Raw genomic sequence first — 24,877 nt, 5'->3', positions numbered from 1 at the left:
ACCAATATGAAACCCATTAAAAAATGCGTCTTCCCCGTTGCCGGTATGGGCACCCGTTTCTTGCCTGCGACCAAAGCCAGTCCCAAAGAAATGTTGCCTATTGTGGACAAACCTCTGATTCAATATGCAGTTGAAGAAGCGGTTGAAGCCGGCTGTACCGAAATGGTGTTTATCACCGGCCGTAACAAACGCAGCATCGAAGATCACTTCGACAAAGCATACGAGTTGGAAACCGAATTGGAATTGCGTCAAAAAGACAAGCTGTTAGCACACGTTCGCGATATCCTGCCTCCGAATATTACCTGCTTGTACATCCGTCAAACTGAAGCATTGGGTTTGGGGCATGCCGTGCTATGCGCTCAAGCTGCTGTTGGCGATGAACCTTTTGCCGTTATTTTGGCAGATGATTTGATTGATGCGCCTAAAGGTGCATTAAAACAAATGGTTGACGTGTATAACCAAAGCGGCAACAGCGTTTTAGGCGTTGAAACCATCGATCCTTCCCAAACCGGTTCTTACGGTATTGTCGAAGTCGAGCAGCTGAAAAACTATCAACGTATTATCAACATCGTTGAAAAACCCAAACCGGAAGAAGCGCCTTCCAACCTTGCTGTTGTCGGCCGCTACATCCTGACTCCGCGCATTTTTGACTTGTTGACCAACCTGCCCCGCGGTGCAGGTAACGAAATCCAACTGACAGACGGTATTGCGCGCTTGCTCGACCATGAGTTTGTGTTGGCTCATGCGTTTGATGGTAAACGCTATGACTGCGGCAGCAAATTGGGGTACCTTGAAGCAACCGTGGCTTATGGTTTGAACCACCCTGAAACTGGCGAACAATTCAAAGAATTGCTCAAACAATACGCTTAAGCCCAGCCATTATAAAAAGGCCGTCTGAAATTTCAGACGGCCTTTTTCTCACACTTATTTCTTCCAATATGCCGGAGTAAGCAAAATCAGAACGGTAAAAATCTCCAAACGTCCCAACAACATCACCGCCGTACACAGCCACTTCTGCACATCGCTCAGCGCAGCATAATTATGCGACGGACCAACTGCCCCCAAACCCGGCCCTGCATTAGTAATACAGGCAATGACTGCCGTAAAGGCGGATAAAAAGTCCAAACCTACCGCCATCAGTAAAAAACTGAATACGATGACCGTCATAAAGTAAATAAAGATGAACGACATGACGGTCAGCGCCATGCGATCCGGAATAGAACGGTTGTTGACCTTTACCGTACGAACCGCGCGTGGGTGCAGCAAAATCAACATTTCGCGCAAGCTGAATTTGAACAACACCAACGCACGCACGTTTTTAATACCGCCCCCCATAGAGCCTGAGCTTGCCAACACGTTCGAGAGAAAAAACATCCACAACGACACAATCAGCGGCCATTGGGCAAAGTCTGCATTGGAGAAACCGCTTGCCAATCCGATGGACACGAAGTTGAAGCTGACAAAGCGCAAAGCTTCGCCAAGGCTTTGGTACACGTCCTGCTGCCACAGATACAATGCCGAAATCAAAATACTGCCCGACAAAACCAGCAGCATGGTGCGGCATTCTTCATCCTTCCAATACACCTGCAAAGAGCGGTTGCCCAACGCAGTAAAGTGGCTCGCGAAATTGATACCACCCCATACAGTAAAAAACATCAACGTCCATTCGACTGCTACGGAATCAAAATAGGCAACGCTGTCATCATGTGTAGAAAAACCGCCCAAGGCCACTGCCGACATCGCATGGCACAAGGCATCAAACCAACCCATACCGGCAATATGTAAGGATACAAAAGCCGCAGCAGTTGTCAGCGCATAGGCAAACCATAGCCGTTTGGCCACTTGCGAAATGCGGGGCGCCATCTTACTTTCTTTATCCATACCCGGAATTTCCGCTTTGAAGAGCTGCGTCCCCCCCACGCCCAACATCGGCAAAATTGCCACAGCCAGCACGATAATACCCATACCGCCAAGCCAGTTAAGCATGTGCCGCCAAAAATTCACCGATGGTGCCAACGTATCCAAACCGGAAATCACTGTTGCCCCCGTTGTCGTCAGCCCCGACATCGCCTCAAAAAACGCATCGGTGAAACTCATGGACGGCATATAAAAATAAATCGGCATCGCCGCCACGACAGCAAAAGCCAGCCACAGCATCAATACCAGGGTAAATCCATCACGCGGCCGCAATTCACGGTTGAAACGCAGCGTCAAAACCCAAGTTACGCACGACACCAGCAATACGGTCAAAGCCGTATAGGCAAACACGAGAAACGCGCTGTCGTGATAAAAATACGACATCAGTGTCGGCACGGCCAACAGCAATGAAAACAACAGCCCCAGCTTGGACAATACATGGACAATCGGCATCACCTTGCTTACCGCACTGCCCAATCTGAAACCCTTATGTAGATACATCATATTCCTATCATCAGAAAACAAAATGTTTCAGACGGCCTCATAAAAAAGGCCGTCTGAAACCGCATATTTTATCAAAATGCCGCAATCCCGTGATAAAGAAAAACAAAAAAACACTTGCCTGCTCTTTTTCTAGGAGTATAATGTTATACCATAACATTTACTGGAGAAAAAAATGAAACCTGATATTCACCCAAACAACTATCGTACCGTCCTGTTTTACGACAGCGGCGCAGACCAAGGATGGCTCATCCGTTCATGCGCCAATACCCACGGAAAAACCATGGTTTGGAAAGACGGAGTAGAGTATCCCCTCTTTTCGCTTGATACTTCTTCCGCGTCCCACCCGGTGTACACAGGAAAACAACGCAATGTCAATATCGAAGGCCGCGCCAGCAAGTTCAACCAACGTTACCAATCCATGATGTCTTCCTTCAGAAAGGATAAATGATGCAAGTCCTCTCATCCCTAAAAACTGCAAAAAAACGACACCGCGACTGCCAAATTGTCCGTCGAAAAGGCAAAGTGTACGTTATTTGCAAGAGCAACCCCCGCTTTAAAGCACGCCAGCGTTAAGCGGCCCAACCCATATTTCAATGTAACTCTCTGAATTTTCCGCACTTTCGTTTACCTCTAGCGCAAGTGCGGCTTTTTTTCAAACGGCATTAATCATTCATATCAAAACTACAAAAAATCCTGCCATACTCCCAAAAACAGGAAGAAAAAGTAAATAATGGTTATCCCTATTGTGAAGCCATAAAGATATTTATAACATGCCGCTACATTCTTCCTTCAACACTGACCATAGGAGTCAAAAATGAAAGTAAAAGCCCTGCTTGCAATTGCCGCTGCCATGAGCCTCGCTGCCTGTGCCGCACCTGAAGCCCATCGCCATGACCATGGTCAACGTCATGAACACAATCATGCACACGAACATGGCCACCAACATCATGACATGCACAGCCATGGCCGTGTTCAATCATTCAGCTGCGAAAACGGCCTGTCTGTTCAAGTCCGCAACCTGAGCACCAACCAAGTCGAACTGCGTCTGGACGACAAAGTTGCCACCCTGTCTTCTGCCGTTGCAGGTTCAGGCGAACGCTATGTTGCCAACCAAGGCCTGTTCGGCAAAGGCGCTGAATGGCATCAAAAAGGCAGCGAAGCATTCTTCGGCTTCACTGACCCATACGGCAACAAAGTAGAAACTTCTTGCTCTGCCCGTTAATTTCTACTTAGCAATAGAATAGCTGAAGGCCGTCTGAAAACTTGTTTCAGACGGCCTTTTATATTGGATAAAACGAATAAGGAATATAGTTTCCGTTTAATGAGAAAATCCAAATATGAGGCTATTTGAAGGTTCAAAATACATCCATACCCCACGGATAAGTAAGACCCTTTGAAAGGCATCTTCTCCGACAATGCATTATTTCAAAATCATTAAATATATATCTACCTTAATTTAAAACTTTTTCCAAGATTTCTTTAAGGTTTTCATCATCTTCATCCAAAGTTAATTTTTCTGAAATATTATGAAGACAATGCTTCAAATCAATGGTTAAGGCTACTTGGTTTTGATAGGATAATTTTGGATAAAGTTCAAGTAAAACCCAATAAATGCATATACTATCATTTGAGTAAAAAATATTTGAAACGAATGGAAGTAATGTATCTTGTCGTTCTACAAAGATTTCGACAATTTCACTAAAAACAGGAAAGTTCGCATCTCCCAACCATCCAGAGAGCCACTCCCCCATCTCAATTAATTCCTCATCGTTGCAGTCCTTAATTTTTTTGCAAGCCTTGATGTCAAACTTATCTTTAGGGCGCATATGATACCTCATTGTTTTATTAAAGACTTACGAATACAGAATTGTAATGATTGATCTCAATTCTAGACAAATGATTATTCGTCATTCCTATATCCTCAACAAATTTTCTCTGAAGTAAGGGTTATTTTGTGCAATTAAACTCCTATCCCACAATAACTTGAAACCCTATCCTGTATTTTACCTAAATCACAAATCCCAATTACCCTTCAAAATCTATTTGCTCCACGAAACAGATTCAATAAACAAAGGCCGTCTGAAAACCTATTTCCAAAGTTTTCAGACGGCCTTTATTTAGACCAAACAATTAAGCGTAATGTCTGTCTTCGCCTTTACCGTCAACGTTGTCGGCACAACGTTTACAGATGGTTTCATGGCCTGCAACTGCGCCCACATCGTGGGTGTAGTGCCAGCAGCGTTCGCATTTTTCACCATCGCTGGCTTTAGCGGTCACAGCAAGTTCATCACCGACTTTCACTTCAGCTTTAGACACCAGCAAAGCAAAGCGTAATTCTTCGCCCAAAGTGTTCAGATAGTCGGCAATTTCTTCCGGAGCCGTAATTTCGGTTTCGGCTTGCAATGAAGAACCGACGGTTTTATCCGTACGCAGAGGCTCGATGGCGGCAGTTACGGCTTCGCGGGCTTCGCGGACTGCCGTCCATTTTTTCACCAGTTCGGCTTCGGCTTTTTCATTAATAGATGGGAATTCATGCCATGTATGGAAGAGGACGCTGTCTTCTTCTCCACCACCGATGATGTCCCATGCTTCCTCTCCGGTAAAGCACAAAATCGGAGCAATCAAGAGAACCAAACTGCGTGTGATGTGATACAGGGCAGTTTGCGCACTGCGGCGTGCATGGCTGTCTGCTTTGGTGGTATAGAGGCGGTCTTTCAGGATATCGAGGTAGAACGCGCCCAAGTCTTCAGAGCAGAAAGAAACAATATCTTTTACGGCAAAGTGAAAGGCGTAGCGAGGATAGAAGTCGCCTGCCAGACGCTCTTGCAGCTGACGCGCCAATACCACGGCGTAGCGGTCAATTTCCACCATGTCTGCCTGTTGCACGGCATCTTCAATAGGATTGAAGTCGCTGAGGTTGGCAAACAGGAAGCTCAAGGTGTTGCGGATACGGCGGTAGCTTTCAGTTACGCGCTTGAGGATTTCTTTGGAAATCGCCAATTCGCCGCTGTAATCGGTGGATGCCGCCCACAGACGCAAGATGTCTGCGCCGAATTCGTTGTAAACTTCTTGTGGTGCAACGACATTGCCAATGGATTTCGACATTTTGCGGCCGTTTTGGTCAACCACAAAACCGTGGGTCAACAGCTGTTTGTATGGTGCACGACCCATTGATGAGGCGCAACCGGTCAACATGGAGGATTGGAACCAGCCGCGGTGTTGGTCGCTGCCTTCGAGGTACAAGTCAGCCGGCCATTCCAATTCTTCGCGTTGTTTCAAGACGGAATAATGGGTCGAGCCTGAGTCGAACCACACGTCCATCGTGTCGGAAAGTTTGTCGTAATTTTCGCAATCTTCCGCGCTCAAGAGTTCGCTCTTATCAAGAGAGAACCACGCTTCGATGCCTTTTTCTTCGATTTTTTGGGCAACTTTTTCCAACAACTCGGCAGAGTTCGGATGCAATTCACCGGTCTCTTTGTGAACAAAGAAAGTCATCGGCGTGCCCCAATAGCGTTGGCGTGAAACCACCCAGTCAGGACGGCCTTCAATCATGGCTTCTAAACGCGCACGACCCCATGATGGGAAGAATTCGGTGTCATCAACGGCTTTGATGGCTTTGTCGCGCAGGGTTTTACCATCTGCACCTGCTTTGTCCATACCGACAAACCATTGACCTGTCGCGCGGTAAATCAACGGCGTTTTGTGACGCCAGCAGTGTGCGTAGCTGTGTTCGATTTTGCTGCTTGCCAAAAGGTTGCCGGTTTCTTCCAACCATTGCAGGATGACGGGATTGGCTTCCCAAACGCTCATGCCGGCAACACGCGGGGTTTCACTGATGTATTTGCCTTCGGCGTTGACAGGGTTGTAAAGCTCGATGCCGTATTTGTTGCAGACAGCGTAGTCTTCCAAACCATGAGCAGGCGCAGTATGCACCAAGCCGGTACCGGCATCGGTGGTCACATGGTCGCCGTTGAGCATGGGAATATCGCGCTCGAGGAACGGATGATTCATGTGCAGGTTTTCCAGCTTGTCGCCTGTGGTTTCTGCCAATACTTTCAGGTCGTCTGAAGCGAAGCCGTAGCGTTTGAGCGCGTCTTCTGCCAAATCTTTGGCCAATACCAATTTGCCTTTAGGCGTATCAATCAATTGATACACCACGTCTGCGCCAGCTGAAACAGCTTGGCTCGCAGGCAAAGTCCAAGGCGTGGTTGTCCAGATGACGGCAAACGCTTTGCCTTCGATACCGGACAAACCGAATGCGGCGGCAAGCGCGGCGGTGTCTTTAAACGGATAGGCAACGTCAATCGCAGGCGATACTTTGTCTTTATATTCCACTTCGGCTTCGGCCAATGAAGAGCCGCAGTCCAAGCAGAATTGAACAGGTTTCGCGCCACGGTAGAGATAGCCGGATTTGTAGATTTCGCCGAGCATACGAACGGTATCGGCTTCGGTTTTGAAATCCATGGTCAGGTAAGGATTGTCCCAGTCGCCCAGCACGCCCAAGCGGATAAAATCTTTTTTCTGACGTGCAATCTGTTCGGCAGCGTATTCGCGGCACAATTCGCGGAAACGGGCTTTAGGCATGTCTTTGCCGTGCAGTTTTTCCACCATCACTTCGATAGGCAAACCGTGGCAGTCCCAACCCGGTACATAAGGCGCGTCAAAACCGGCTTGGGTTTTGCTGCGGATAATGATGTCTTTGAGAATTTTATTGACGGCATGACCGATGTGGATGTCGCCGTTGGCATACGGAGGGCCGTCGTGCAGAATAAATTTCGGACGGTCTTTGGCGATTTCGCGCAGTTTTTGGTAGCGTTTTTGCTCGTACCAGCTTTTCAGCCATGCAGGCTCGCGCTTGGCGAGATTGCCGCGCATTGGAAATGGGCTCTCGAGCAGGTTTACGGTTTTACTGTAATCGGTCATTTTTTGATCTCTATTGTTGCGGTATTTCGGTTTCAGACGGCCTGATTGCTCATTTTGAAAAGAACAGGCCGTCTGAAAAAATTCAAAGGACTTATTGTAGCCCAATTGTCTTGATTTTATAAGCTTCTAGAAGCGTTTCTATGCTTCCCAAACCCTCGCATCTTCCATATCTTGCAAAATTTGGGTTTTCAATGCCTCGATACTCTCAAATTTTTTCTCATCACGCAGTTTGTGCAGGAAGCGGACGAAGATGCGTTGTCCGTACAAATCGCCGTTGAAATCGAACAGGTGGACTTCCAACTTTTGCGAACGATTGTTGCTGACAGTGGGGTTAAAACCAAAGCTGGCCACGCCTCGGCGCGTACCGAATGTGCCGTCTGCTTCAACGACAAATACGCCGCTTAGCGCATAATGATACGGGGGAAGCTGGACATTGGCGGTAGGCGCGTTGATGGTGCGGCCGAGTTTTTGTCCATGTTTGACCTTTCCGCTTAAAACGTAATCATGGCCCAACAGTCTTTTGGCGTATTCCAACTTGCCGTCTGAAAGGGCTTGGCGGACGGCGGTACTGCTGGTGCGGATGTCTTCAACGATAACAGACGGCGTGCGCTCGGTTTGCATATCGGGCTGTTGAGCCAAGAGTTCAAAACAGCCTTCACGGCCGGCACCGAAACGGAAATCGTCGCCAATCAACAAATAACGCGTGTTGAGCGTTTGGCGCAAAAGCTGGTCGATAAACGCTTGTGCGCTCATATCGGAGAAAGCTTGGTTGAAACGCAAGACCCAAACGGCATCCACACAGCCGGTTTCACGCAAAAGGCGCAATTTGGTACGCAGCGGGCTGATGCGGTAAGGCAGCTTTTTCCCGGCTTTGCGCGCAAAAAATTCTTTGGGCTGAGGCTCAAAAACAACAACGACAACAGGCAGACCGCGCTGGTCTGCCTCTCGTTTGAGTTTTTGTAGAATGTGTTTGTGCCCGAGGTGTACGCCGTCAAAGTTGCCGATGGTTACGGCGGCTCCTTGCGGAAATTTGGGCGCGTGTCGCTGTCCAAGCCAGATGTTCATGGGTGGTGGGTATTGTGTTTGAATAGGCGGCTATTGTAAACGTTATTGCCGTTTCAATAAACCTTAGGCCGTCTGAAACCAATAAATATATGCTTTCAGACGGCCCTAAAGTTTGTTAATACCTTACCACCACCAAGGATAACGGCCAAACGGATAGCCCCAATCATCGTAATAACGATAGTAGCGGGCTTCTCGTAGCTGTTCTTGGGAAATATAGTTTTGCCATGCCATTTTGTAGCAGGCTTGGAACATCGGATCGGAAACTTTGTCGATATATTTGAGTCGGAAAGCTTTTTGTTCCGCAGTTGCAGCACCGGGTTTACCTTCTTCGTCAAATTTGCGGCGGATCAGCGCGGCAGTCTCCTGATCGCATTGGGCGGCAAGATGCACTTGAAGATCCTGCTCATAGCGTTTCTGCGCTTGGGCGCGTGCGGCTTTTTGCTCAGGCGTAGTGGCGCAGGCGGCAAGTAATGCTGCAGCACCAATCAATAAGGTCAGGCGGATAGGATTCATCGGGTGTTTCCTTATACTCATGTATGGCTATTAATGTACGCCTTCATCTTGTAATGGGCAAGTGTGGCAACTTGGGGACACTTTATATTATTTGTTCTTGGCAGCAGGCAGTTGCATATAAAATACACCCAGTATAAATGCTCGCCCCTATCCTCAAATCAATGAACGACGACAAACGGCCCCACTCTTACCGACCGCGCCACCATAGGCAACACACGCCGCCATTTTGGCAGGCGGACCGTCCGTACCTGCACGAACACAATATTTCCGATGCCCGTTTCAGACGGCTGGGTTACATCATGGCCTTTCTTGCCGGCGCGATTAATGCCGGCGGCTTCTTCGCGTTCTCACGTTATACCTCCCACGTTACTGGCTCAATGTCGCTGTTGGCAGATGTTTTGTATCTTCAAGAGTGGAGTGTGGCCATTATTGCCACAATCAGCGTGTTGTGTTTTGTTGCCGGAGCCGCGCATTCGGGCTGGGTGATTTTGTGGACGCAGCAGATGCGTTTCCGTGGCAGCTTTGGGTTTTCCATGTGGCTGGAAGCAGTTTATCTGTTGATATTCGGTTGGTTCGGTATTGCCGCGATGGAATGGGATTTTGGCGGCTCTGATTTTATTATGCCGTCTTTAGCATTGTTTTTATTGTGTTTTATTATGGGCATGCACAATACGGTTATCACGCTTCTTTCCGGCGGCGCCATCCGCTCCACCCACATGACCGGCACGGCGACCGACTTGGGCATTGAAATTTCACGCGCGCTTTATTACTCCAAACAGCATCATCCGCGCCTGCCGCACGTCCGCGTCAACAAACCGAAAATGTGGCTTTTAAGCGGCTTGATGCTGTCGTTTTTGCTGGGCGGCGTGGTTGGCGCATGGGGTTATCATCTGGTCGGCCATCATTTCGCCCTGCCCGTTTCCGCCGTTTTATTCATACTGGGCGCAGGCTCGGTGGGATACGATGTCAAGGTCAGATTGAAATGGGCATTCGTCAACTGGTATCGCCGCAAAAAGAAAAAACGGAAGAAACTGTAAAAAACTTTGCTTGTTATTTCGCGGCAAAATGACCAAACTGTCAGAAAAATGCAGAAATGTTTCAGTATTATGTTAACTGGCAAATATTTGCGTAATATCGGGTTAAACCCATTCTTTTGCGTTTCGGATATTGGGTATCATAAATCCGTAATGACCCACGCGGTTTTTATTCATTTTTTCAGACGGCCCGGGCCGTCATCTAAAAAGAGGATACGACATGAAATTCTTGAAACCCCTGACTGTTATTGCCACAGCAATTCCTTTGGCGCTCACCGGCTGTGTAACTGATCCTGTTACCGGCCAACAATCCGCCAGCAAAACCGCCATGTACGGTTTGGGTGGTGCGGCTGTTTGCGGCATCGTTGGTGCGCTGACCCATGGTGGTAAAGGCGCGCGTAACTCCGCATTGGCTTGTGGTGCAGTAGGTGCCGGTATCGGCGGTTACATGGACTACCAAGAGAAAAAACTGCGTCAAAGCCTGGCCAACACCAACATCGAAGTTGAACGTCAAGGCAACCAAATCAAACTGGTTATGCCTGAAAACGTAACCTTCGCTACCGGCAGCGCTGCCCTGAGCGGCCATGCTCAAAGCGCCTTGTCTGCCGCTGCACAAACTTTGGTTCAATATCCTGACACGACTTTGACCATCAACGGCCACACCGACAACACCGGTAACGACGCCATCAACGAGCCATTGTCTCGCAACCGCGCCGAATCTGTTGCCACCTTCCTGCAATCCCGTGGCGTAAGCAGCACCCGTTTGAGCACTTTCGGTTACGGCTCCCGTCAACCAATCGCCTCCAACGCTACTGTTGAAGGCCGCGCACAAAACCGCCGCGTTGAAATCTTGATCAACCCTGACCAACGCGCTATCGATGCCGCTAAAAAACAAATGTAATCCGACATCCGTCTGATTCCCTTACTTAAGGCCGTCTGAAATTTCAGACGGCCTTTTTCTTTGTAGATTTTGTTTGCAATTTCTCCTCCTCAATCCAATCCACCATAAAATTTATTCCTTTATTAACAAGACTTTTCAATTTTTTCTTTAAAAAAACTGTATTAATACTCTAATTTTTACACTAACTTAGAGTATAATTCCTAAAATTTTAAAAACACGCCCCATGCCGTCTGAAAAACGGCGGCGAAAAACACACTTATTTATATACACATCAGCCCGTTATCCAGTCCATTTCATAGGATTTCAGACGGCACCATCCAGAATCTATGAAGGAGCATCCATGCAAAACAACTTTGACCCATTGACTATCCGTGGCAAATCACTGATTCCCGTCGTTCAAGGCGGTATGGGGGTAGGCGTTTCCGCATCAAAACTCTCCAGCGCGGTTGCGCGCGAAAACGGCGTAGGTACCATCGCCAGCGTCGATTTGCGCCACCTGCACGAAGATTTGCTGGCCGAATCAAAAATCGACTCCAGCGAAGAAAAATACACCCGCCTCAACTGCATCGCGCTTGACCGTGAAATCAAAAAAGCCAAAGCCGATTCAGAAGGCAAAGGCATGATTGCCGTCAACGTCATGAAAGCCGTAAAAGACCATGCCGCCTACGTCCGTCAAGCCTGCGAATCCGGCGCAGACGCGATTGTGATGGGCGCAGGTTTGCCTTTGGATTTGCCGGAAATGGCCGAGGGCTACCACAAAGATGTCGCCCTTTTCCCTATTTTGTCAGAGTCACGCGGTATCAATATCGTTTTGAAACGTTGGATGAAAAAAGGCATCTTGCCCGATGCCATCGTTATCGAACACCCAGCCCACGCAGCCGGCCACTTGGGTGCGGCAACCGTTGACGGCGTGAACGATGCCAAATTCGAGTTCAAACGCGTTATTGAAGAAACGTTTGAAGTATTCAAAAACTTGGGCTTGGAAAGCGAAAAAATCCCGTTGGTACTCGCCGGCGGCATGGCAAACTTTGAAAAAGTCAAAACAGCCTTGAAAAACTGGGGAGCGTCCGCCGTTCAAATCGGTACCGCGTTTGCCGTGACCGAAGAAGGCGATGCCCACATCAACTTCAAGAAAACGCTGGCCGGTGCGGAAACCGAAAAAGTGGTTGAATTCATGTCTGTTGCCGGTTTGCCTGCACGCGGCGTGCGCACCAAATTCCTCGACAACTACATCAAACGCGAGGCCAAATTGCAAGCCAATGCCAAAAACGATCCGCGCCGTTGCACACAAGGCCTGAACTGCCTGACCAGCTGCGGTTTGCGCGACGGTTTGGCCAAAGCCGGTCAATTCTGTATCGACATCCAACTTTCCGCGGCATTCCGCGGCGAAGTCGATAAAGGCCTGTTTTTCCGCGGTAAAGACCCATTGCCGTTTGGCAACGCCATCCGTACGGTTCAAGAAACCATTCATTATCTCTTGAACGGTTCCCTGCCCGTCGTCCCTGCCAAATAAACGCATCAATATTCAAAAGGCCGTCTGAAAAACATTTAAACCCTGTTTTCAGACGGCCTTTTTGTCCCAATCCATCTAAAAAATGCTAAGATTATTGCCTAATTTATCCGGCAGAAACATCATGAACCCATTATTAAACCATCTCAAACCCTATCCTTTCGCCCGCCTGCGTGAAGCCATGCAAGGCATTGATGCACCCGAAGGCGTAACGCCCATTCATCTGCAAATCGGCGAGCCGAAACATCCGACACCCAAAGTCATCACCGACGCGCTGACCGCCTCCCTGCACGAACTGGAAAAATATCCGCTGACCGCAGGCCTGCCCGAACTGCGCCAAGCCTGTGCCGAATGGGTGGCCCGCCGTTATGATGGTTTGAGCCTCAATCCCGACAATGAAATCCTGCCCGTATTGGGCAGCCGGGAAGCTTTATTCTCTTTTATCCAAACCGTTTTAAATCCGGCTTCAGACGGCCCCAAACCGGTCGTTATCAGCCCCAACCCGTTCTATCAAATTTACGAAGGCGCGACTATTTTGGGCGGTGGCGAAATCCATTTTGCCAACTGTCCTGCGCCCAGCTTCAATCCCGATTGGAGCAGCCTGTCCGAAGACGTATGGCAACGCACCAAAGTCCTGATTGTCTGCTCGCCTAACAACCCGAGCGGCAGCGTCCTGCAATTAGAAGACTGGAAAGAAATTTTTGATTTGCAAGACAAATACGGCTTCGTTATTGCCTCTGACGAATGCTATTCCGAAATCTATTTTGACGACAACAAACCGATCGGCGGCTTGCAGGCTGCGGCGCAATTAGGTCGCGGCACGCACAACATCGTGATGTTTACCAGCCTGTCCAAACGCTCCAACGTCCCCGGTTTGCGTTCAGGCTTTGTCGCAGGCGATGCTGAGTTACTCAAAAACTTCCTGCTCTACCGCACCTACCACGGCAGCGCGATGAGTATTCCCGTCCAACGCGCCAGCATTGCCGCTTGGAACGACGAAGAACACGTCATTGCCAACCGCCGCCTCTACCAAGAAAAATTCGACCGCGTCATTCCGATCTTGCAACAGGCATTCGATGTCAAACTGCCGGATGCGTCGTTCTACATTTGGTTGAAAGTTCCCGACGGCGACGACTTGGCATTTTCGCGCAATCTGTGGCAGAAAGCCGCTATCCAAGTGTTGCCCGGCCGCTTCCTCGCCCGCGATACCGAACAAGGTAATCCGGGAGAAGGCTACGTCCGCATCGCTTTGGTTGCTGATGTGGAAAGCTGCGTCAAAGCGGCTGAAACCATTGTTTCGCTCTACCGATGACGATTAAGCAAACAAAGGCCGTCTTAAGCTTCAGACGGCCTTTTTATTAAATAATCAGATAATTTATATGGTAAAGTCCAGAAGGTAGAAATCTTCTTTGCCTACGCCGCATTCAGGGCATTTCCAGTCGTCGGGGATGTCTTCGAACTTGGTACCTGCCGGCAGGCCGTGTTCGGGGTCGCCGACATCTTCATCGTAAATCCAGCCGCAAGGGCCGCACATATATTGAGCCATTTTGTATTCCTTCTATTTTAAAAGGCCGTCTGAAACCGTATTTTCAGACGGCCTTTTGTGTGTTTTATTGTTGATATTTTGAATTTATTGAGCTGCTTCCAAAGCGGCGATTTCTTTACGCAGGTGTTTGATGGCCGGTGTTACGATGGCGACGAACATGGCCTCGCGGACGCGGCGTTGCGCCGGGCTGCGCATCAGATAGCCTTTCGCACCTGCATGCAATGCGGCAGATTGAGTGGCGTTCAATGCCAATACGGCAGCCGCTTCACGCAGTTTCAAGGTTGCTAGCGTGTCAGGTTTATTGTTCCACGCATCATAGGCAAGACGTTCGGTTTCCGCCCATGCGCCGTCCAACGCGGCTTTCAATTCATCGTAGCTGTGGTCGAGGTAGCCGTTTACTTCCGCGTTCACCACATTAGCCATGCGGATAATGCCGAGCGCACCGTCAATCACACCGGCGCCGATACCCATTTGCAGCAAGATGAAACCGGCTTTAATGGTCGGGATATAAGACTGGAACTGCTCAGGCGTAGCAATCACATCTTCATCCGGAATAAACACGTCTTTAAAATTCAGGCTGTAAGTGCGCGTGCCTTCCAAACCGCAGAACTCAGGACAATCTTGCAAGGTAACGCCTTCCCATTGACCGCCGGTGATAAACATCACATAGCTGTCGCCTATTTGGGCGGTATTTGCCCAAATGTGGTCTTCGCCGATATTGGATACCCAAGGCAAAGCACCGTTGATTTTGTAGCCGCCTTCGACACGTTCGGCTTGCAGGTTGTGTTTTTCGATACCGGCAAGGTGTTTGACGGTATTGGACATGCCCGTACCGGCCAAAACTTTACCCTGCAGAATATCGGCCAAATATTTGTCTTTAACCGCTTGGTTGGGGGATTGATGCAGATACCACGCGCAAGCTGCCTGACACCATGCGCTGAACGAAGTCGCGCCGCATTCTTTACCGATTTCGCGCAATACGGCGATTTGCGTTGCCAAACCCAAACCGTTACCGCCCTCTTCAACCGTACCGGTCGCGGCAAAGCCGCCGATTTTGCCCAATTCCAGCATAAATTCTTTCGGATACAGGCCTTTGCGGTCGATGTCGTCCACCAATGGTTTCAGCTTGCTTTTAACGAGTGCGGCAACATTGTTCAGTAAAGCTTCGCGTGTCATGATTTTTCCTCTGAATAAGGTTTGAAGCGTAGATGGTTCTACTCATGAATTATTCTTGACAACAAGGATATCCTTGCTTGTTACTAAAAGGCCGTCTGAATTTTCAGACGGCCTTTGATGGGGTTAGGCAAATGCCTGCAATTCAGGGTTGATTTCGGTTTTGGCAAGGTTGTTGACGTAGTTGCACAAGGTTGCCAAAGCAACGCCCATAACTACTTCAACGGCTTGCTGTTGGTTGTAACCGGCATCGAAGAATGCTTTCAGCTCGTCGTCGGATACCGCGCCTTTTTTCGCCATAACGGCTTGGGTGAATGTCGCCAAAGCACTCAGTTTGGCATCGTCAAACTCACCCGCAGCCAATGCGCGTGCGGCTTTGATGGATTGTTCGGACAGCAGTTTTTTCAGGGTAGCCAGTTTGGTGTGGCCGGCAACGCAGAAGCCGCATTCGTTGGTACGCGCGGCAATGATTTGAATAACTTCGACTTCGCCGGCAGTCAGGCTGTTGGCACCATTCATTTTGCCAACTTCTTGATAAAACGCCAAAGCTTCAGGCGCATTGGCCAAAACGCCGATCAGGTTAGGAATAAAGCCGTTGTTTTTCAATACGGCTTCAATGCGTGGTTTAGCAGCTTCAGGAGCGGTTTCAACTGTGTGTATGGTCAAGCGGGACATGTGTATAACCTTCTTATCTGGTGAAATGAAGTGCCCATCATAAGCCATCCGCTTCCATCAGAAAAAGACTTATTGGTTATTTACCGCGAACCAAAAGTTATAAGGCCGTCTGAACGGATTCAGACGACCTTATCAAATGATTCAACTCATTATTTCATAAAGTTTTTCAGCAGCATAGAAGCAATGTCGTCCAAGCCGAAGCCATCCGCATCTTGAGCCGTGCCGTTAGGCGTGGCTTTATCGACCAAGTCAGGCAATACTTTGGCCAACAAATCGCCTGCTTGACCGGCATCCACGCCGAATTTTTGCGCGATTTGGTTTACCGTATCGCTGCCCAAAGCATTTTGCAGGTCGGTGCCGGACACAGGCAGATTGCTGGATTGGTTGGAAACCCAGCTGCTCAGGGTATCGCCCAAACCGCCTTGTTGCAGTTGGTTGATCAGGTTGCCCACGCCGCCTTGCTGTTTCACCAAATCCATCGCCATATCGGTCAGAGAACCTTGTGCGCCGTTTTCGCTGTTGCCACCTAACATTTGAGTAGCCGCATTCAAAAGATTGTCCATGAGTGCCATGACTTTTTCCTTGTATTTGTGTCTAAAAAAGAGAACGGAGTGTAGCAAAATTTGCACTGAAAAAAAATCAGGTTTAACCAAACTAAACTTCTTTTATCCCAAAGCCGTAACAAAACAAAGGCCGTCTGAAACCCAGTTTCAGACGGCCTTTATAATGAATAATGCTATTCTTCGCGGCCATTGAAATACTCGGCCGCGCCACCTTCAAAAAAACCTTGCAAAATCGCCTGCGCCGCTACTTGGTCAAGCACGGATTTTTGTTTTCGGCCAAATACTTGCGCTTCAGCAAGCAGGCTTTCCGCGTATAAGGAAGACATCCTTTCGTCCACCCAATAAACCGGCAAGTTAAAACGTCCGTGCAAACGGCGACCAAACTTGCGGCTCAAACGGGTCAGCTCATGCTCCGTGCCATCGGTATGCGTCGGCAGGCCGACCACAAAATACTTGGGCTGCCATTCTTTGACCAGCTTGGCAATGGCCTCGAATTTTTCATCATTACTGTTGCCGGTTACCGTCGCCAGCGGATGGGTCATGCCCAACTCGGCATCCCCCTGCGCCACGCCGATACGCGCCTCGCCGAAGTCAAAGGCCAAAACCGTGCCTTTTGTTGCATCAGGCATGGCCGACTCCTGAAACCAAGGCGTTCGGATTGATGCCTAATTTTTCAAAAGCGGCGGCATAACGGAGTTCGTAAGGCACATCAAAAAGAATATGCTCGTCCGCAGGCACGGTCAGCCAAACATTTTCCGCCAGCTCGCGTTCCAACTGCCCTTTGCCCCATTTTGAATAACCAATACTGATTAAAGCCTTGTCCACCGCACCTTCTTTAGACAAGTTTTCAATCACATCGCGCGAAGAAGTTAGCGCCACATTATCAGTTACCACCATGCTGTTTTGCCAACGGCCGATCGGCGTATGCACGACATAGCCACGCTCAATCTGAACCGGCCCGCCCATCATCACGTTTTCATGTTGCAGGCGCAACGGGATATTGCGGTCGGCGGCGGCGAAAATCATGTCCATGGTAATCGGCGAAGGTTTGTTGATGATGATGCCCAGCGCACCTTCTTCATCGTGTTCGCACACATAAATGACCGTATCCGTAAAAAACGGATCGTCCATATGAGGCATGGCAATCAGGAAATGGTTGGCTAAATTCATATTCTTTTAATCTATAAGCTGATTTTATTATTTTTGTCCGTCGGCAACCGGCGCATCCACCACGCACGCACCGTAAACCGCACCGCCTGCCGGTACCGGCGTATCGGTTTTCGCATGGGCAAAACACGATACCGCGCTCAAAGAGTTTTTCGGCGAACCTTGAACGATTTTATCGCTGTACACCAAATAAGCGAAAGACTTACGTTTCGGATCGTAGTAGCGGATAATCTGTTGGCTCTTAAATGCTATGCTGGCACTGCGTTTGAACACTTGTCGCGGTTTCAAAACCGCAGCCTCGTTATAACGGATGACTTCCGCACTTTGCACGCAGGAAACCGATGCGTCGCTGGCATCTTCTTCCAGATTGACCGTTTCTTTCAAACCGCCTTTTTTCGCATACGAAATATAGCAGGCAACCCCCTGCACATCAGGATCGTCAAAACCTTCCACTTCAATACGGTCGTTTTTACCCAGCATATGAAACACCGTACTGGCGCGTCCGATTTTATCGGTATTGTCACCGCAAGCCGCCAAAACCATGGCGCCCAACACTACTAATAAATATTTTTTCATAATATCCCGTCGATGCAGACTGTCAATTTCCAAGCAGACTAAAGCCCGTCCGCCTACTCTATCGTTACTATATAAGACCGTTCGTCCATATTGCAACCCGATATTATTTTCAGACGGCCTGACAGACAGTATAATCCGTCCTATTGTTCCTACTTTGATAGCAAGATCGAACCATGCGTTACAAACCCCTCATTCTCGCCCTGTTGCTCAGTTTCTCCCTGCCAACCTATGCTGCCAAAGACGCGCCGAAAGAAAAAGCGGCCGCCGTCAAAAAAGCTGCGCCCATAAAAAAAGAGAAAGAAGCCACTAAGGCAGATGTCAAAAAAGAAACCTCAAAAAAACAAGCGGTAAAAGAAAAAGAGGAAGACAAAAAAGCGGTTAGAGCCAAAGCTGCCAAAGAGAAGGAAACCGCCGACAAAAATGAACGCGCTTCAGCCAAAAACAAAACGGCTAAAGCCTCCGAAGCCGCTGCCGACAATAAAAAGGCCAACCGTAAAGCCGAAGAGCCTAAAGAAACAGCAAAAGACAAAAAAGCCGCAGCCGCAAAATCTGGCAAAGCCAAAGAACAAGACAAAAAAACTGCTGAAGATAAAAAAGACAGTAAAGCTAAAGAACCTGTAAAAAAAGCAGACCCTAAGGAAACCAAAGCCAAAGAGCCTGCTAAAAAAGCGGTTGAGGATAAAAAAGACGGCAAAAAAACCAAAGAGTCCGTAAAAAAAGCAGCCGAAGACAAAAAGGCCGAAGCCAAAGAACCTGCCAAAAAAGCTGTTGAAGACAAAAAAGACGCTAAAAAAGACACTAAAGCCAAAGAGCAAAACAAAAAAGACGAGCCTAAAGTTGAGCCTAAAGCCACTTCTTCAGCCGACAACGATTTCAAAGCAGCCGTAACAGCCGCCGCCAACGATATGGAAACTAAAAAATCCTTTGCCAAACGCAACGAGGGTTTCATTATCCATGTCAATGCCACGCTCAAACAGCTGCAACAAACACGCAACAACCTCTCCGGCATCAACCGCAAACAACGCGACGCATGGGAAAAATTCCAAAAACTCAATGCCGATGCCAACCAGTTGAAAGCTGAAGTATCCAACACGCGCGCCCAAATTTCGCGTTTTGTGTCCGGCAACTATAAAAACAGCCAGCCCAACGCGGTCGCCCTCTTCCTGAAAAACGCCGATGCCGGCCAAAAAACCCGCTTCCTGCGTTACACGCGTTATATCAACAACGCCAACGACCAAGTCATGAGAGACTTGGAAAAACAACAAAAAGAGCTGGCGGTGCAAGAGCAAAAAATCAACAATGAATTGGCTTACCTGAAAAAACTGCAAGCCAATATTCAAGCTTCATTGCGTCAACAAGGCGTAACCAATACCGCCGAACAAGCCGAAAGCCGCCGTCAAAACGCGCAAATGGCCAAAGAAGCGCAAAAGAAAATCAACCACAGAGAAAACGAGCAGCGCCTCAACAATCTCTTGAAAGATTTAGAAAAACGCAAAGCCGAGCAACGCAAAGCCGAAGCCGAAGCGCGTAAGAAAGCCGCCGAAGCCCGTTTGGCCGCCGCCGAAAAAGCCCGCAAAGAGCAGGCTGCCGCCCAACAAAAAGCCGAAGCCGAACGCGCCGCCATGTCCACGCTGACTGACGAAGACATGAAACTGCAAGCCCCGAACACCCAAGGCTTTACCGTCAGCAATGCCAACAGCTTCAGCCGTATGCAAGGCCGTCTGAAAAAACCGGTCAACGGCACATTGGCAGGCCTGTTCGGTCAAGACCGCGGCGATGGCGAAGTTTGGAAAGGCGTGTTCTACAATACCGTTCCGGCTCCGGTCAGCAGCATTGCCTCAGGCACGGTTACTTTTGCCGGCGAGCTTGAAGGCTACGGCAAAGTGGTCGTCCTCGACCACGGCGACGGCTATGTCAGCATTTACTCTGGTCTGAACGAAATCGACATCGCCCAAAACTACGCCGTCAATGCCGGCAGTAAGATTGGCACCAGCGGCACTTTGCCGTCGGGCGAAACCGGCCTTTACCTTGAAGTCCGCTACAACGGACAAGTCATGAATCCGCTTTCATGGATTAACTGATGTTTCAGACGGCCTGAGTGAATTTTCCCCTTCAGGCCGTCTGAATTTTCATCATAAACTACAATAAAACACGATTTTCACGCCTGTTCAGCACATTAAACAACAAACTTTTACCTTAAACTTATTGTTCCAAGCGTTTAAATCACATAAAGTCAACGGGTTCAGAGAAAACAAAAACCACTTTGCTTACCGTACACAAAAAGAAAGTCAAACGAATGTCAACAAAATCCACTTTGAAAAAAGTTGCAATCTACACTCTCGGCGCATTTAGCGGCATCGCCCTCAGTCTGAGTGTACAAAGTTTTGCCGCCGAAAAAGACAAAAAAGACAACGAAGCCCTGCCCGTGCAAACCATCCGCACCATGGCAGAAGTGTACGGTCAAATCAAAGCCAACTATTACCAAGACAAACCCGACGCCGAGCTCTTTGAAGGCGCAATGAAAGGCATGGTGTCCGATCTCGATCCACATTCCGAGTATATGGACAAAAAAGGCTATGCCGAAATGAAAGAGTCTACCAGCGGCGAATTCGGCGGCTTGGGCATGGAAATCGGACAAGAAGACGGCTTCGTCAAAGTCGTTGCCCCGATTGAAGACACTCCGGCAGAACGCGCCGGTGTGAAAAGCGGCGACTTTATCGTCAAAATCGACAATACCTCTACCCGCGGCCTGACCGTCAGCGAAGCCGTCAAAAAAATGCGCGGCAAACCGGGTACCAAAATCACCCTGACCCTTTCACGCAAAAATGCCGACAAACCCATCGTCGTCAACCTGACCCGCGCCATCATCAAAGTCAAAAGCGTACGCCATCACCTGCTTGAAAAAGACTACGGCTACATCCGCGTCTCCCAATTCCAAGAGCGCACCGTTGCCGCGCTCAACGAAGCCGCACAAGCCCTTGTCAAAGAAAACAAAGGCCCGCTCAAAGGCATCATCCTCGACTTGCGCGACGACCCGGGCGGCCTGCTCAACGGCGCAGTCGGCGTATCCGCAGCCTTCCTGCAACCTGACGTCACCGTTGTCAGCACCAAAGGCCGCAACAAAAAAGAAGGCATGGTACTCAAAGCAACTGCCGAAGACTACATCACCACCAGCGGCAAAGACCCGTTGGCTGGATTGCCTGCCGAGCTGAAAACCATTCCGATGACCGTCCTGATTAACGCAGGCTCGGCCTCCGCTTCCGAAATCGTTGCCGGCGCATTGCAAGACCACAAACGCGCCGTCGTCGTCGGCACACAAAGTTTCGGCAAAGGCTCAGTGCAAACCCTGATTCCGCTTTCCGGTGGCAGCGCAGTCAAATTGACCACCGCCCTTTACTACACGCCAAACGACCGCTCGATTCAGGCGCAAGGCATTGTTCCTGACGTTGAAGTCAAAGACAAAGACCGAGCCTTTGAAAGCCGCGAAGCCGATTTGGTCGGCCATATCGGCAATCCGCTGGGCGGCCAAGACGTCAACAGCAGCACTGAAACGCCTGCCAACGCAGAAACCAAAGCCGATAAAGACAAGTCCAAAAAAGACAAAGACGAAGACATCTCCAGCCGCCGCATTCCAAATCCGGCCAAAGACGATCAGCTCCGCAAAGCCTTGGACTTGGTGAAAAATCCAGCCGAATGGCAAAAATCTTTGGGCTTGGCAGCGAAAAAACCTGCACCGAAAAAAGATGCGGATAAAGACAGCAAAAAATAAACCTGTTATTTCTCAATAAAAAAGGTCGTCTGAAAACGATATGATTGTTTTCAGACGACCTTTTCACACATCAAATATTCCACAGGGAAAACACCATGGCAAAAGCCCCCAAAACCATCTACCAATGTTCCGAATGCGGCGGCACTTCCCCAAAATGGCAGGGTAAATGCCCGCATTGCGGCGAGTGGAACACGCTTCAGGAAAACCTTGCCGCGCCTGAGCCGAAAAACGCCCGCTTCCAATCTTGGGCGGCGGACACTTCGACCGTCCAATCTCTCTCCGCCGTTACCGCGACCGAAGTGCCGCGCAATCCAACTGGCATGGGCGAGCTTGACCGCGTATTGGGCGGCGGTTTGGTCGATGGTGCGGTCATCCTACTAGGCGGCGACCCCGGCATCGGCAAATCCACATTACTGTTGCAAACCATCGCCAAAATGGCGCAAAGCCGTAAAGTACTGTACGTTTCCGGCGAAGAATCTGCCCAACAGGTCGCCCTGCGCGCGCAACGTTTGGAACTGCCTACCGAAGGCGTAAACCTGCTTGCCGAAATCCGAATGGAAGCCATTCAGACGGCCTTAAAACAGCATCAGCCCGAAGTTGTCGTCATCGACTCCATCCAAACCATGTATTCCGACCAAATCACTTCCGCTCCCGGCTCCGTGTCGCAGGTGCGCGAGTGTGCCGCCCAACTGACGCGTATGGCGAAACAGATGGGCATCGCCATGATACTGGTCGGACACGTTACCAAAGACGGTGCGATTGCCGGCCCGCGCGTACTGGAACACATGGTCGATACCGTGCTGTATTTCGAGGGCGACCAACATTCCAACTACCGCATGATACGTGCCATCAAAAACCGTTTCGGCGCGGCAAACGAACTGGGCGTATTCGCCATGACCGAAAACGGTTTGAGAGGCGTATCCAACCCGTCCGCCATCTTCCTTGCCAGCTACCGCGACGACACGCCCGGTTCGTGCGTTTTGGTCACACAGGAAGGCAGCCGCCCGCTTTTGGTTGAAATTCAGGCATTGGTCGATGATGCGCACGGATTTACCCCCAAACGCCTCACCGTCGGCCTAGAACAAAACCGCCTCGCCATGCTGCTCGCCGTCCTCAACCGCCACGGCGGCATTGCCTGCTTCGACCAAGACGTGTTCCTCAACGCCGTCGGCGGCGTCAAAATCGGCGAACCCGCCGCCGACCTCGCTGTCATCCTCGCCATGCTCTCCAGCTTCCGCAACCGCCCCATGCCTGAAAAAACCGTTGTATTCGGCGAAATCGGCTTAAGCGGCGAAGTCCGCCCTGTTGCACGCGGACAAGAGCGGCTCAAAGAAGCGGAAAAACTCGGCTTCAAACGTGCCATCGTTCCCAAAGCCAATATGCCGCGCAATGCCAAAGAGTTTCCGAACCTGAAAATCTACGGCGTCAGCAGTTTGCAGGAAGCGATTGACGTTTGTCGTGACGGGGACTAAAACGTTTCAATAATCCGACTCAAAAAACAATTAGCTAAAAGGCCGTCTGAAAACTTTCAGACGGCCTCTCTTTAAATTTAAATAATTTTGTTATATTATAACGAACGCTTTATTCTATCTTTTCTACACATCGAAAATCGGAGAGAAATCTTGAAAAAAACTGCTTTGCTTATCGCATCCGCCTTCCTGTTTAGCACTGCCGCACACGCCCATCGCGTTTGGGTTGAAACCGCCCACACACATGGCGGCGAATACCTTGAAGCCGAATTGGGCTATGGCGAATTCCCTGAGCTTGAGCCCATCGCCAAAGACCGCCTGCACATTTTCAGCAAACCCATGCAGTTGGTGACTGAAAAAGGCAAAGAAAACATGATTCAAAAAGGCACATACAATTACCAATACCGCAGCAAACTGCCGGTCAAAGACGGCAGCTACTTGGTAACCGCCGAATACCAACCGACTTTCTGGTCAAAAAACAGCGCGGGCTGGAAGCAGGCAAGCATCAAAGAAATGCCTGATGCAAGCTATTGCGAACAAACCCGTATGTTCGGTAAAAACATCGTCAATGTCGGCCATGAAAGCGCAGATACCGCCATCATTACCAAGCAAGTCGGCCAACATTTGGAAATCGTACCTTTGGACAACCCAGCCAACGTCCACGTCGGCGAACGCTTCAAAGTCCGCGTCCTCTTCAATAGCGAGCCGCTGCCTAACGCCACCGTTACCGCCACATTTGACGGCTTCGACACCAGCGACCGCAGCAAAACCCATAAAACCGAAGCCCAAGCCTTCTCCGATACCACCGATGACAAAGGCGAAGTCAGCATCATTCCATTGCGCCAAGGCTTCTGGAAAGCCAGCGTAGAACACAAAGCCGATTTCCCTGATCAAAGCGTGTGCCAAAAACAGGCGAACTACACTACTTTGACTTTCCAAATCGGTCATTCACATCATTAATACCCAATAACAAAGGTCGTCTGAAAACCGTATTGCAGGGGTTTCAGACGACCTTTTTATCTATATTTTAAAATTAAGATATTTTTGAGAAATAAAATTTTAGTAATCTGTGTAAACAGTTAGGTTACCTGTTCTCCAATGTTCTGTATCCCATGATAGAACATCTGGTAAATCTCTATAAATAGCTCGCTGGTTGAATCTAGGCTGTCCGTCTTTTGTGAACCAATAATTTATTACTGTTGTTGATTTAGGCGGAGAAATTTTTTTCTTTTCGTTTAAAGAGGGTTGCCAGAAATAAATAATCAGTGCTTCAGCCATTTCAAGATAATAACGGCTCGCATTTGCTGGCACAACCACTGTTCCCAACCAAAATTCCTGTTCTCTTGTAATAAGTGGGAGTTTGTGATGATTCCTAAATCTTGAGGAGAAATTTCCTTCTGTAATGCCACAATATTGGATGGAATTATCACCTCTTTCATATTTTTGTTTGCCTGCCGCAAGATACAATCCATTTCTCAACTCTAGATTGTTAGTAATATCATCGTATGAATATGGACCTTTCCAATTAATAATCAGCGTAGTATGTTCTGACATTTCATAACCTCAGGCAGT

The 24,877-nt window shown here is 49.1% G+C and carries 25 protein-coding genes; 12 read left to right on the top strand and 13 right to left on the bottom strand.

From position 1 onward, the window contains the following. Positions 1-6 precede the first annotated feature (6 nt). Positions 7-870 carry a UTP--glucose-1-phosphate uridylyltransferase GalU gene (gene galU / locus O3681_RS00665; protein WP_293192763.1) on the top strand — a complete coding sequence of 288 codons (864 nt, stop codon included), beginning with the start codon at positions 7-9 and terminating at the stop codon, positions 868-870. A 54-nt stretch (positions 871-924) separates the two neighbouring features. On the opposite strand, the gene O3681_RS00660 is transcribed toward galU, so the two are convergent. Next, positions 925-2,421 (bottom strand): TrkH family potassium uptake protein, encoded by a 1,497-nt coding sequence (locus O3681_RS00660; protein ID WP_371459047.1) that lies wholly within the window; start codon positions 2,419-2,421, stop codon positions 925-927. Positions 2,422-2,593: 172 nt separating this feature from the next. Between O3681_RS00660 and O3681_RS00655 the strand changes: the two genes are divergently transcribed. The 3 genes from O3681_RS00655 (at position 2,594) to O3681_RS00645 (ending at position 3,643) form a co-directional block, all read left to right on the top strand. Beyond that, the gene (locus tag O3681_RS00655; protein WP_371459046.1) at positions 2,594-2,869 is read left to right on the top strand and encodes a type B 50S ribosomal protein L31; all 276 of its coding nucleotides are present in this window, start codon (positions 2,594-2,596) and stop codon (positions 2,867-2,869) included. Further along, entirely contained in the window at positions 2,869-2,994 is a 126-nt protein-coding gene (gene ykgO, locus O3681_RS00650) for a type B 50S ribosomal protein L36 (RefSeq protein ID WP_003685279.1), read from the top strand. Before O3681_RS00655 ends, ykgO begins: the two co-directional genes overlap by 1 nt. Positions 2,995-3,235: 241 nt before the next feature. After that, positions 3,236-3,643: an MliC family protein gene (locus O3681_RS00645; RefSeq protein ID WP_063075394.1), complete on the top strand. Its 408-nt coding sequence runs from the start codon at positions 3,236-3,238 to the stop codon at positions 3,641-3,643. A 229-nt stretch (positions 3,644-3,872) separates the two neighbouring features. On the opposite strand, the gene O3681_RS00640 is transcribed toward O3681_RS00645, so the two are convergent. The 4 genes from O3681_RS00640 to O3681_RS00625 all read right to left on the bottom strand — a co-directional run bounded on the left by O3681_RS00640 (position 3,873) and on the right by O3681_RS00625 (position 8,922). Next, entirely contained in the window at positions 3,873-4,247 is a 375-nt protein-coding gene (locus O3681_RS00640; protein ID WP_371459045.1) for a DUF5071 domain-containing protein, read from the bottom strand. Between the two features lie 304 nt (positions 4,248-4,551). Next, positions 4,552-7,344 (bottom strand): isoleucine--tRNA ligase, encoded by a 2,793-nt coding sequence (gene ileS, locus O3681_RS00635; RefSeq protein WP_371459044.1) that lies wholly within the window; start codon positions 7,342-7,344, stop codon positions 4,552-4,554. A gap of 138 nt (positions 7,345-7,482) precedes the next feature. Next, positions 7,483-8,409, bottom strand: coding sequence for a bifunctional riboflavin kinase/FAD synthetase (ribF, locus tag O3681_RS00630; RefSeq protein ID WP_070461603.1), 927 nt, complete (start codon positions 8,407-8,409; stop codon positions 7,483-7,485). A gap of 123 nt (positions 8,410-8,532) precedes the next feature. Further along, the gene (locus O3681_RS00625; RefSeq protein WP_049331430.1) at positions 8,533-8,922 is read right to left on the bottom strand and encodes a hypothetical protein; all 390 of its coding nucleotides are present in this window, start codon (positions 8,920-8,922) and stop codon (positions 8,533-8,535) included. Positions 8,923-9,083: 161 nt separating this feature from the next. Here O3681_RS00625 and O3681_RS00620 point away from each other — a divergent pair, with 161 nt between their 5' ends. The 4 genes from O3681_RS00620 to dapC all read left to right on the top strand — a co-directional run bounded on the left by O3681_RS00620 (position 9,084) and on the right by dapC (position 13,679). After that, positions 9,084-9,959, top strand: coding sequence for a YoaK family protein (locus O3681_RS00620; RefSeq protein WP_371459462.1), 876 nt, complete (start codon positions 9,084-9,086; stop codon positions 9,957-9,959). 217 nt (positions 9,960-10,176) lie between these two features. Continuing rightward, the gene (locus O3681_RS00615; RefSeq protein ID WP_004520099.1) at positions 10,177-10,857 is read left to right on the top strand and encodes an OmpA family protein; all 681 of its coding nucleotides are present in this window, start codon (positions 10,177-10,179) and stop codon (positions 10,855-10,857) included. A 340-nt stretch (positions 10,858-11,197) separates the two neighbouring features. Beyond that, positions 11,198-12,370, top strand: coding sequence for an NAD(P)H-dependent flavin oxidoreductase (locus O3681_RS00610; protein ID WP_371459043.1), 1,173 nt, complete (start codon positions 11,198-11,200; stop codon positions 12,368-12,370). Between the two features lie 121 nt (positions 12,371-12,491). Then, positions 12,492-13,679 (top strand): succinyldiaminopimelate transaminase, encoded by a 1,188-nt coding sequence (gene dapC / locus O3681_RS00605; protein WP_371459042.1) that lies wholly within the window; start codon positions 12,492-12,494, stop codon positions 13,677-13,679. A gap of 63 nt (positions 13,680-13,742) precedes the next feature. Here dapC and O3681_RS00600 read toward each other — a convergent pair whose 3' ends face one another. From O3681_RS00600 to O3681_RS00570, 7 genes are all read right to left on the bottom strand, one after another. After that, the gene (locus O3681_RS00600; protein WP_003747315.1) at positions 13,743-13,913 is read right to left on the bottom strand and encodes a rubredoxin; all 171 of its coding nucleotides are present in this window, start codon (positions 13,911-13,913) and stop codon (positions 13,743-13,745) included. Between the two features lie 84 nt (positions 13,914-13,997). Further along, positions 13,998-15,089: an acyl-CoA dehydrogenase family protein gene (locus O3681_RS00595; protein ID WP_371459041.1), complete on the bottom strand. Its 1,092-nt coding sequence runs from the start codon at positions 15,087-15,089 to the stop codon at positions 13,998-14,000. 123 nt (positions 15,090-15,212) lie between these two features. After that, positions 15,213-15,761 (bottom strand): carboxymuconolactone decarboxylase family protein, encoded by a 549-nt coding sequence (locus tag O3681_RS00590; RefSeq protein WP_063068843.1) that lies wholly within the window; start codon positions 15,759-15,761, stop codon positions 15,213-15,215. A gap of 149 nt (positions 15,762-15,910) precedes the next feature. Continuing rightward, entirely contained in the window at positions 15,911-16,333 is a 423-nt protein-coding gene (locus O3681_RS00585; RefSeq protein WP_371459040.1) for a YidB family protein, read from the bottom strand. A 164-nt stretch (positions 16,334-16,497) separates the two neighbouring features. Next, positions 16,498-16,953, bottom strand: coding sequence for a Holliday junction resolvase RuvX (ruvX, locus tag O3681_RS00580; RefSeq protein ID WP_107723027.1), 456 nt, complete (start codon positions 16,951-16,953; stop codon positions 16,498-16,500). Next, complete coding sequence (locus O3681_RS00575) at positions 16,946-17,494, bottom strand: YqgE/AlgH family protein (RefSeq protein WP_004520085.1); 549 nt, start codon at positions 17,492-17,494, stop codon at positions 16,946-16,948. Before O3681_RS00575 ends, ruvX begins: the two co-directional genes overlap by 8 nt. A 27-nt stretch (positions 17,495-17,521) precedes the next feature. Beyond that, a complete protein-coding gene (locus tag O3681_RS00570; RefSeq protein WP_049328632.1) occupies positions 17,522-18,067 on the bottom strand; it encodes a CreA family protein in 546 nt (181 codons plus the stop codon). A gap of 173 nt (positions 18,068-18,240) precedes the next feature. Between O3681_RS00570 and O3681_RS00565 the strand changes: the two genes are divergently transcribed. The 4 genes from O3681_RS00565 (at position 18,241) to O3681_RS00550 (ending at position 24,265) form a co-directional block, all read left to right on the top strand. Then, the gene (locus O3681_RS00565) at positions 18,241-20,148 is read left to right on the top strand and encodes a peptidoglycan DD-metalloendopeptidase family protein (RefSeq protein WP_371459039.1); all 1,908 of its coding nucleotides are present in this window, start codon (positions 18,241-18,243) and stop codon (positions 20,146-20,148) included. Between the two features lie 215 nt (positions 20,149-20,363). Then, positions 20,364-21,836, top strand: coding sequence for a S41 family peptidase (locus O3681_RS00560; RefSeq protein WP_004520081.1), 1,473 nt, complete (start codon positions 20,364-20,366; stop codon positions 21,834-21,836). A gap of 95 nt (positions 21,837-21,931) precedes the next feature. Continuing rightward, complete coding sequence (gene radA / locus O3681_RS00555) at positions 21,932-23,308, top strand: DNA repair protein RadA (RefSeq protein ID WP_371459038.1); 1,377 nt, start codon at positions 21,932-21,934, stop codon at positions 23,306-23,308. A gap of 150 nt (positions 23,309-23,458) precedes the next feature. Continuing rightward, positions 23,459-24,265, top strand: a complete 807-nt coding sequence (locus O3681_RS00550) for a DUF4198 domain-containing protein (RefSeq protein WP_371459037.1) — start codon at positions 23,459-23,461, stop codon at positions 24,263-24,265. A 99-nt stretch (positions 24,266-24,364) separates the two neighbouring features. On the opposite strand, the gene O3681_RS00545 is transcribed toward O3681_RS00550, so the two are convergent. Beyond that, complete coding sequence (locus O3681_RS00545; protein WP_128581150.1) at positions 24,365-24,859, bottom strand: hypothetical protein; 495 nt, start codon at positions 24,857-24,859, stop codon at positions 24,365-24,367. Positions 24,860-24,877 lie beyond the last annotated feature (18 nt).

It is taken from the genome of Neisseria sp. 27098_8_158 (assembly GCF_041433145.1).
GTDB lineage: Bacteria > Pseudomonadota > Gammaproteobacteria > Burkholderiales > Neisseriaceae > Neisseria > Neisseria subflava_E.
This window is presented reverse-complemented; position numbering and strand designations above follow the sequence as displayed.

What these genes read in the sequence shown, in the direction of transcription:
- O3681_RS00600 (WP_003747315.1), bottom strand. Translation starts at nt 13,913, where the DNA reads ATGGCTCAATATATGTGCGGCCCTTGCGGCTGGATTTACGATGAAGAT.
- galU (WP_293192763.1), top strand. Translation starts at nt 7, where the DNA reads ATGAAACCCATTAAAAAATGCGTCTTCCCCGTTGCCGGTATGGGCACC.
- O3681_RS00620 (WP_371459462.1), top strand. Translation starts at nt 9,084, where the DNA reads ATGAACGACGACAAACGGCCCCACTCTTACCGACCGCGCCACCATAGG.
- O3681_RS00560 (WP_004520081.1), top strand. Translation starts at nt 20,364, where the DNA reads ATGTCAACAAAATCCACTTTGAAAAAAGTTGCAATCTACACTCTCGGC.
- O3681_RS00660 (WP_371459047.1), bottom strand. Translation starts at nt 2,421, where the DNA reads ATGATGTATCTACATAAGGGTTTCAGATTGGGCAGTGCGGTAAGCAAG.
- O3681_RS00640 (WP_371459045.1), bottom strand. Translation starts at nt 4,247, where the DNA reads ATGCGCCCTAAAGATAAGTTTGACATCAAGGCTTGCAAAAAAATTAAG.
- ileS (WP_371459044.1), bottom strand. Translation starts at nt 7,344, where the DNA reads ATGACCGATTACAGTAAAACCGTAAACCTGCTCGAGAGCCCATTTCCA.
- O3681_RS00645 (WP_063075394.1), top strand. Translation starts at nt 3,236, where the DNA reads ATGAAAGTAAAAGCCCTGCTTGCAATTGCCGCTGCCATGAGCCTCGCT.
- O3681_RS00595 (WP_371459041.1), bottom strand. Translation starts at nt 15,089, where the DNA reads ATGACACGCGAAGCTTTACTGAACAATGTTGCCGCACTCGTTAAAAGC.
- dapC (WP_371459042.1), top strand. Translation starts at nt 12,492, where the DNA reads ATGAACCCATTATTAAACCATCTCAAACCCTATCCTTTCGCCCGCCTG.
- O3681_RS00610 (WP_371459043.1), top strand. Translation starts at nt 11,198, where the DNA reads ATGCAAAACAACTTTGACCCATTGACTATCCGTGGCAAATCACTGATT.
- radA (WP_371459038.1), top strand. Translation starts at nt 21,932, where the DNA reads ATGGCAAAAGCCCCCAAAACCATCTACCAATGTTCCGAATGCGGCGGC.
- O3681_RS00615 (WP_004520099.1), top strand. Translation starts at nt 10,177, where the DNA reads ATGAAATTCTTGAAACCCCTGACTGTTATTGCCACAGCAATTCCTTTG.
- O3681_RS00575 (WP_004520085.1), bottom strand. Translation starts at nt 17,494, where the DNA reads ATGAATTTAGCCAACCATTTCCTGATTGCCATGCCTCATATGGACGAT.
- O3681_RS00590 (WP_063068843.1), bottom strand. Translation starts at nt 15,761, where the DNA reads ATGTCCCGCTTGACCATACACACAGTTGAAACCGCTCCTGAAGCTGCT.
- ribF (WP_070461603.1), bottom strand. Translation starts at nt 8,409, where the DNA reads ATGAACATCTGGCTTGGACAGCGACACGCGCCCAAATTTCCGCAAGGA.
- O3681_RS00625 (WP_049331430.1), bottom strand. Translation starts at nt 8,922, where the DNA reads ATGAATCCTATCCGCCTGACCTTATTGATTGGTGCTGCAGCATTACTT.
- O3681_RS00545 (WP_128581150.1), bottom strand. Translation starts at nt 24,859, where the DNA reads ATGTCAGAACATACTACGCTGATTATTAATTGGAAAGGTCCATATTCA.
- ruvX (WP_107723027.1), bottom strand. Translation starts at nt 16,953, where the DNA reads ATGCCTGATGCAACAAAAGGCACGGTTTTGGCCTTTGACTTCGGCGAG.
- O3681_RS00565 (WP_371459039.1), top strand. Translation starts at nt 18,241, where the DNA reads ATGCGTTACAAACCCCTCATTCTCGCCCTGTTGCTCAGTTTCTCCCTG.
- ykgO (WP_003685279.1), top strand. Translation starts at nt 2,869, where the DNA reads ATGCAAGTCCTCTCATCCCTAAAAACTGCAAAAAAACGACACCGCGAC.
- O3681_RS00585 (WP_371459040.1), bottom strand. Translation starts at nt 16,333, where the DNA reads ATGGCACTCATGGACAATCTTTTGAATGCGGCTACTCAAATGTTAGGT.
- O3681_RS00570 (WP_049328632.1), bottom strand. Translation starts at nt 18,067, where the DNA reads ATGAAAAAATATTTATTAGTAGTGTTGGGCGCCATGGTTTTGGCGGCT.
- O3681_RS00655 (WP_371459046.1), top strand. Translation starts at nt 2,594, where the DNA reads ATGAAACCTGATATTCACCCAAACAACTATCGTACCGTCCTGTTTTAC.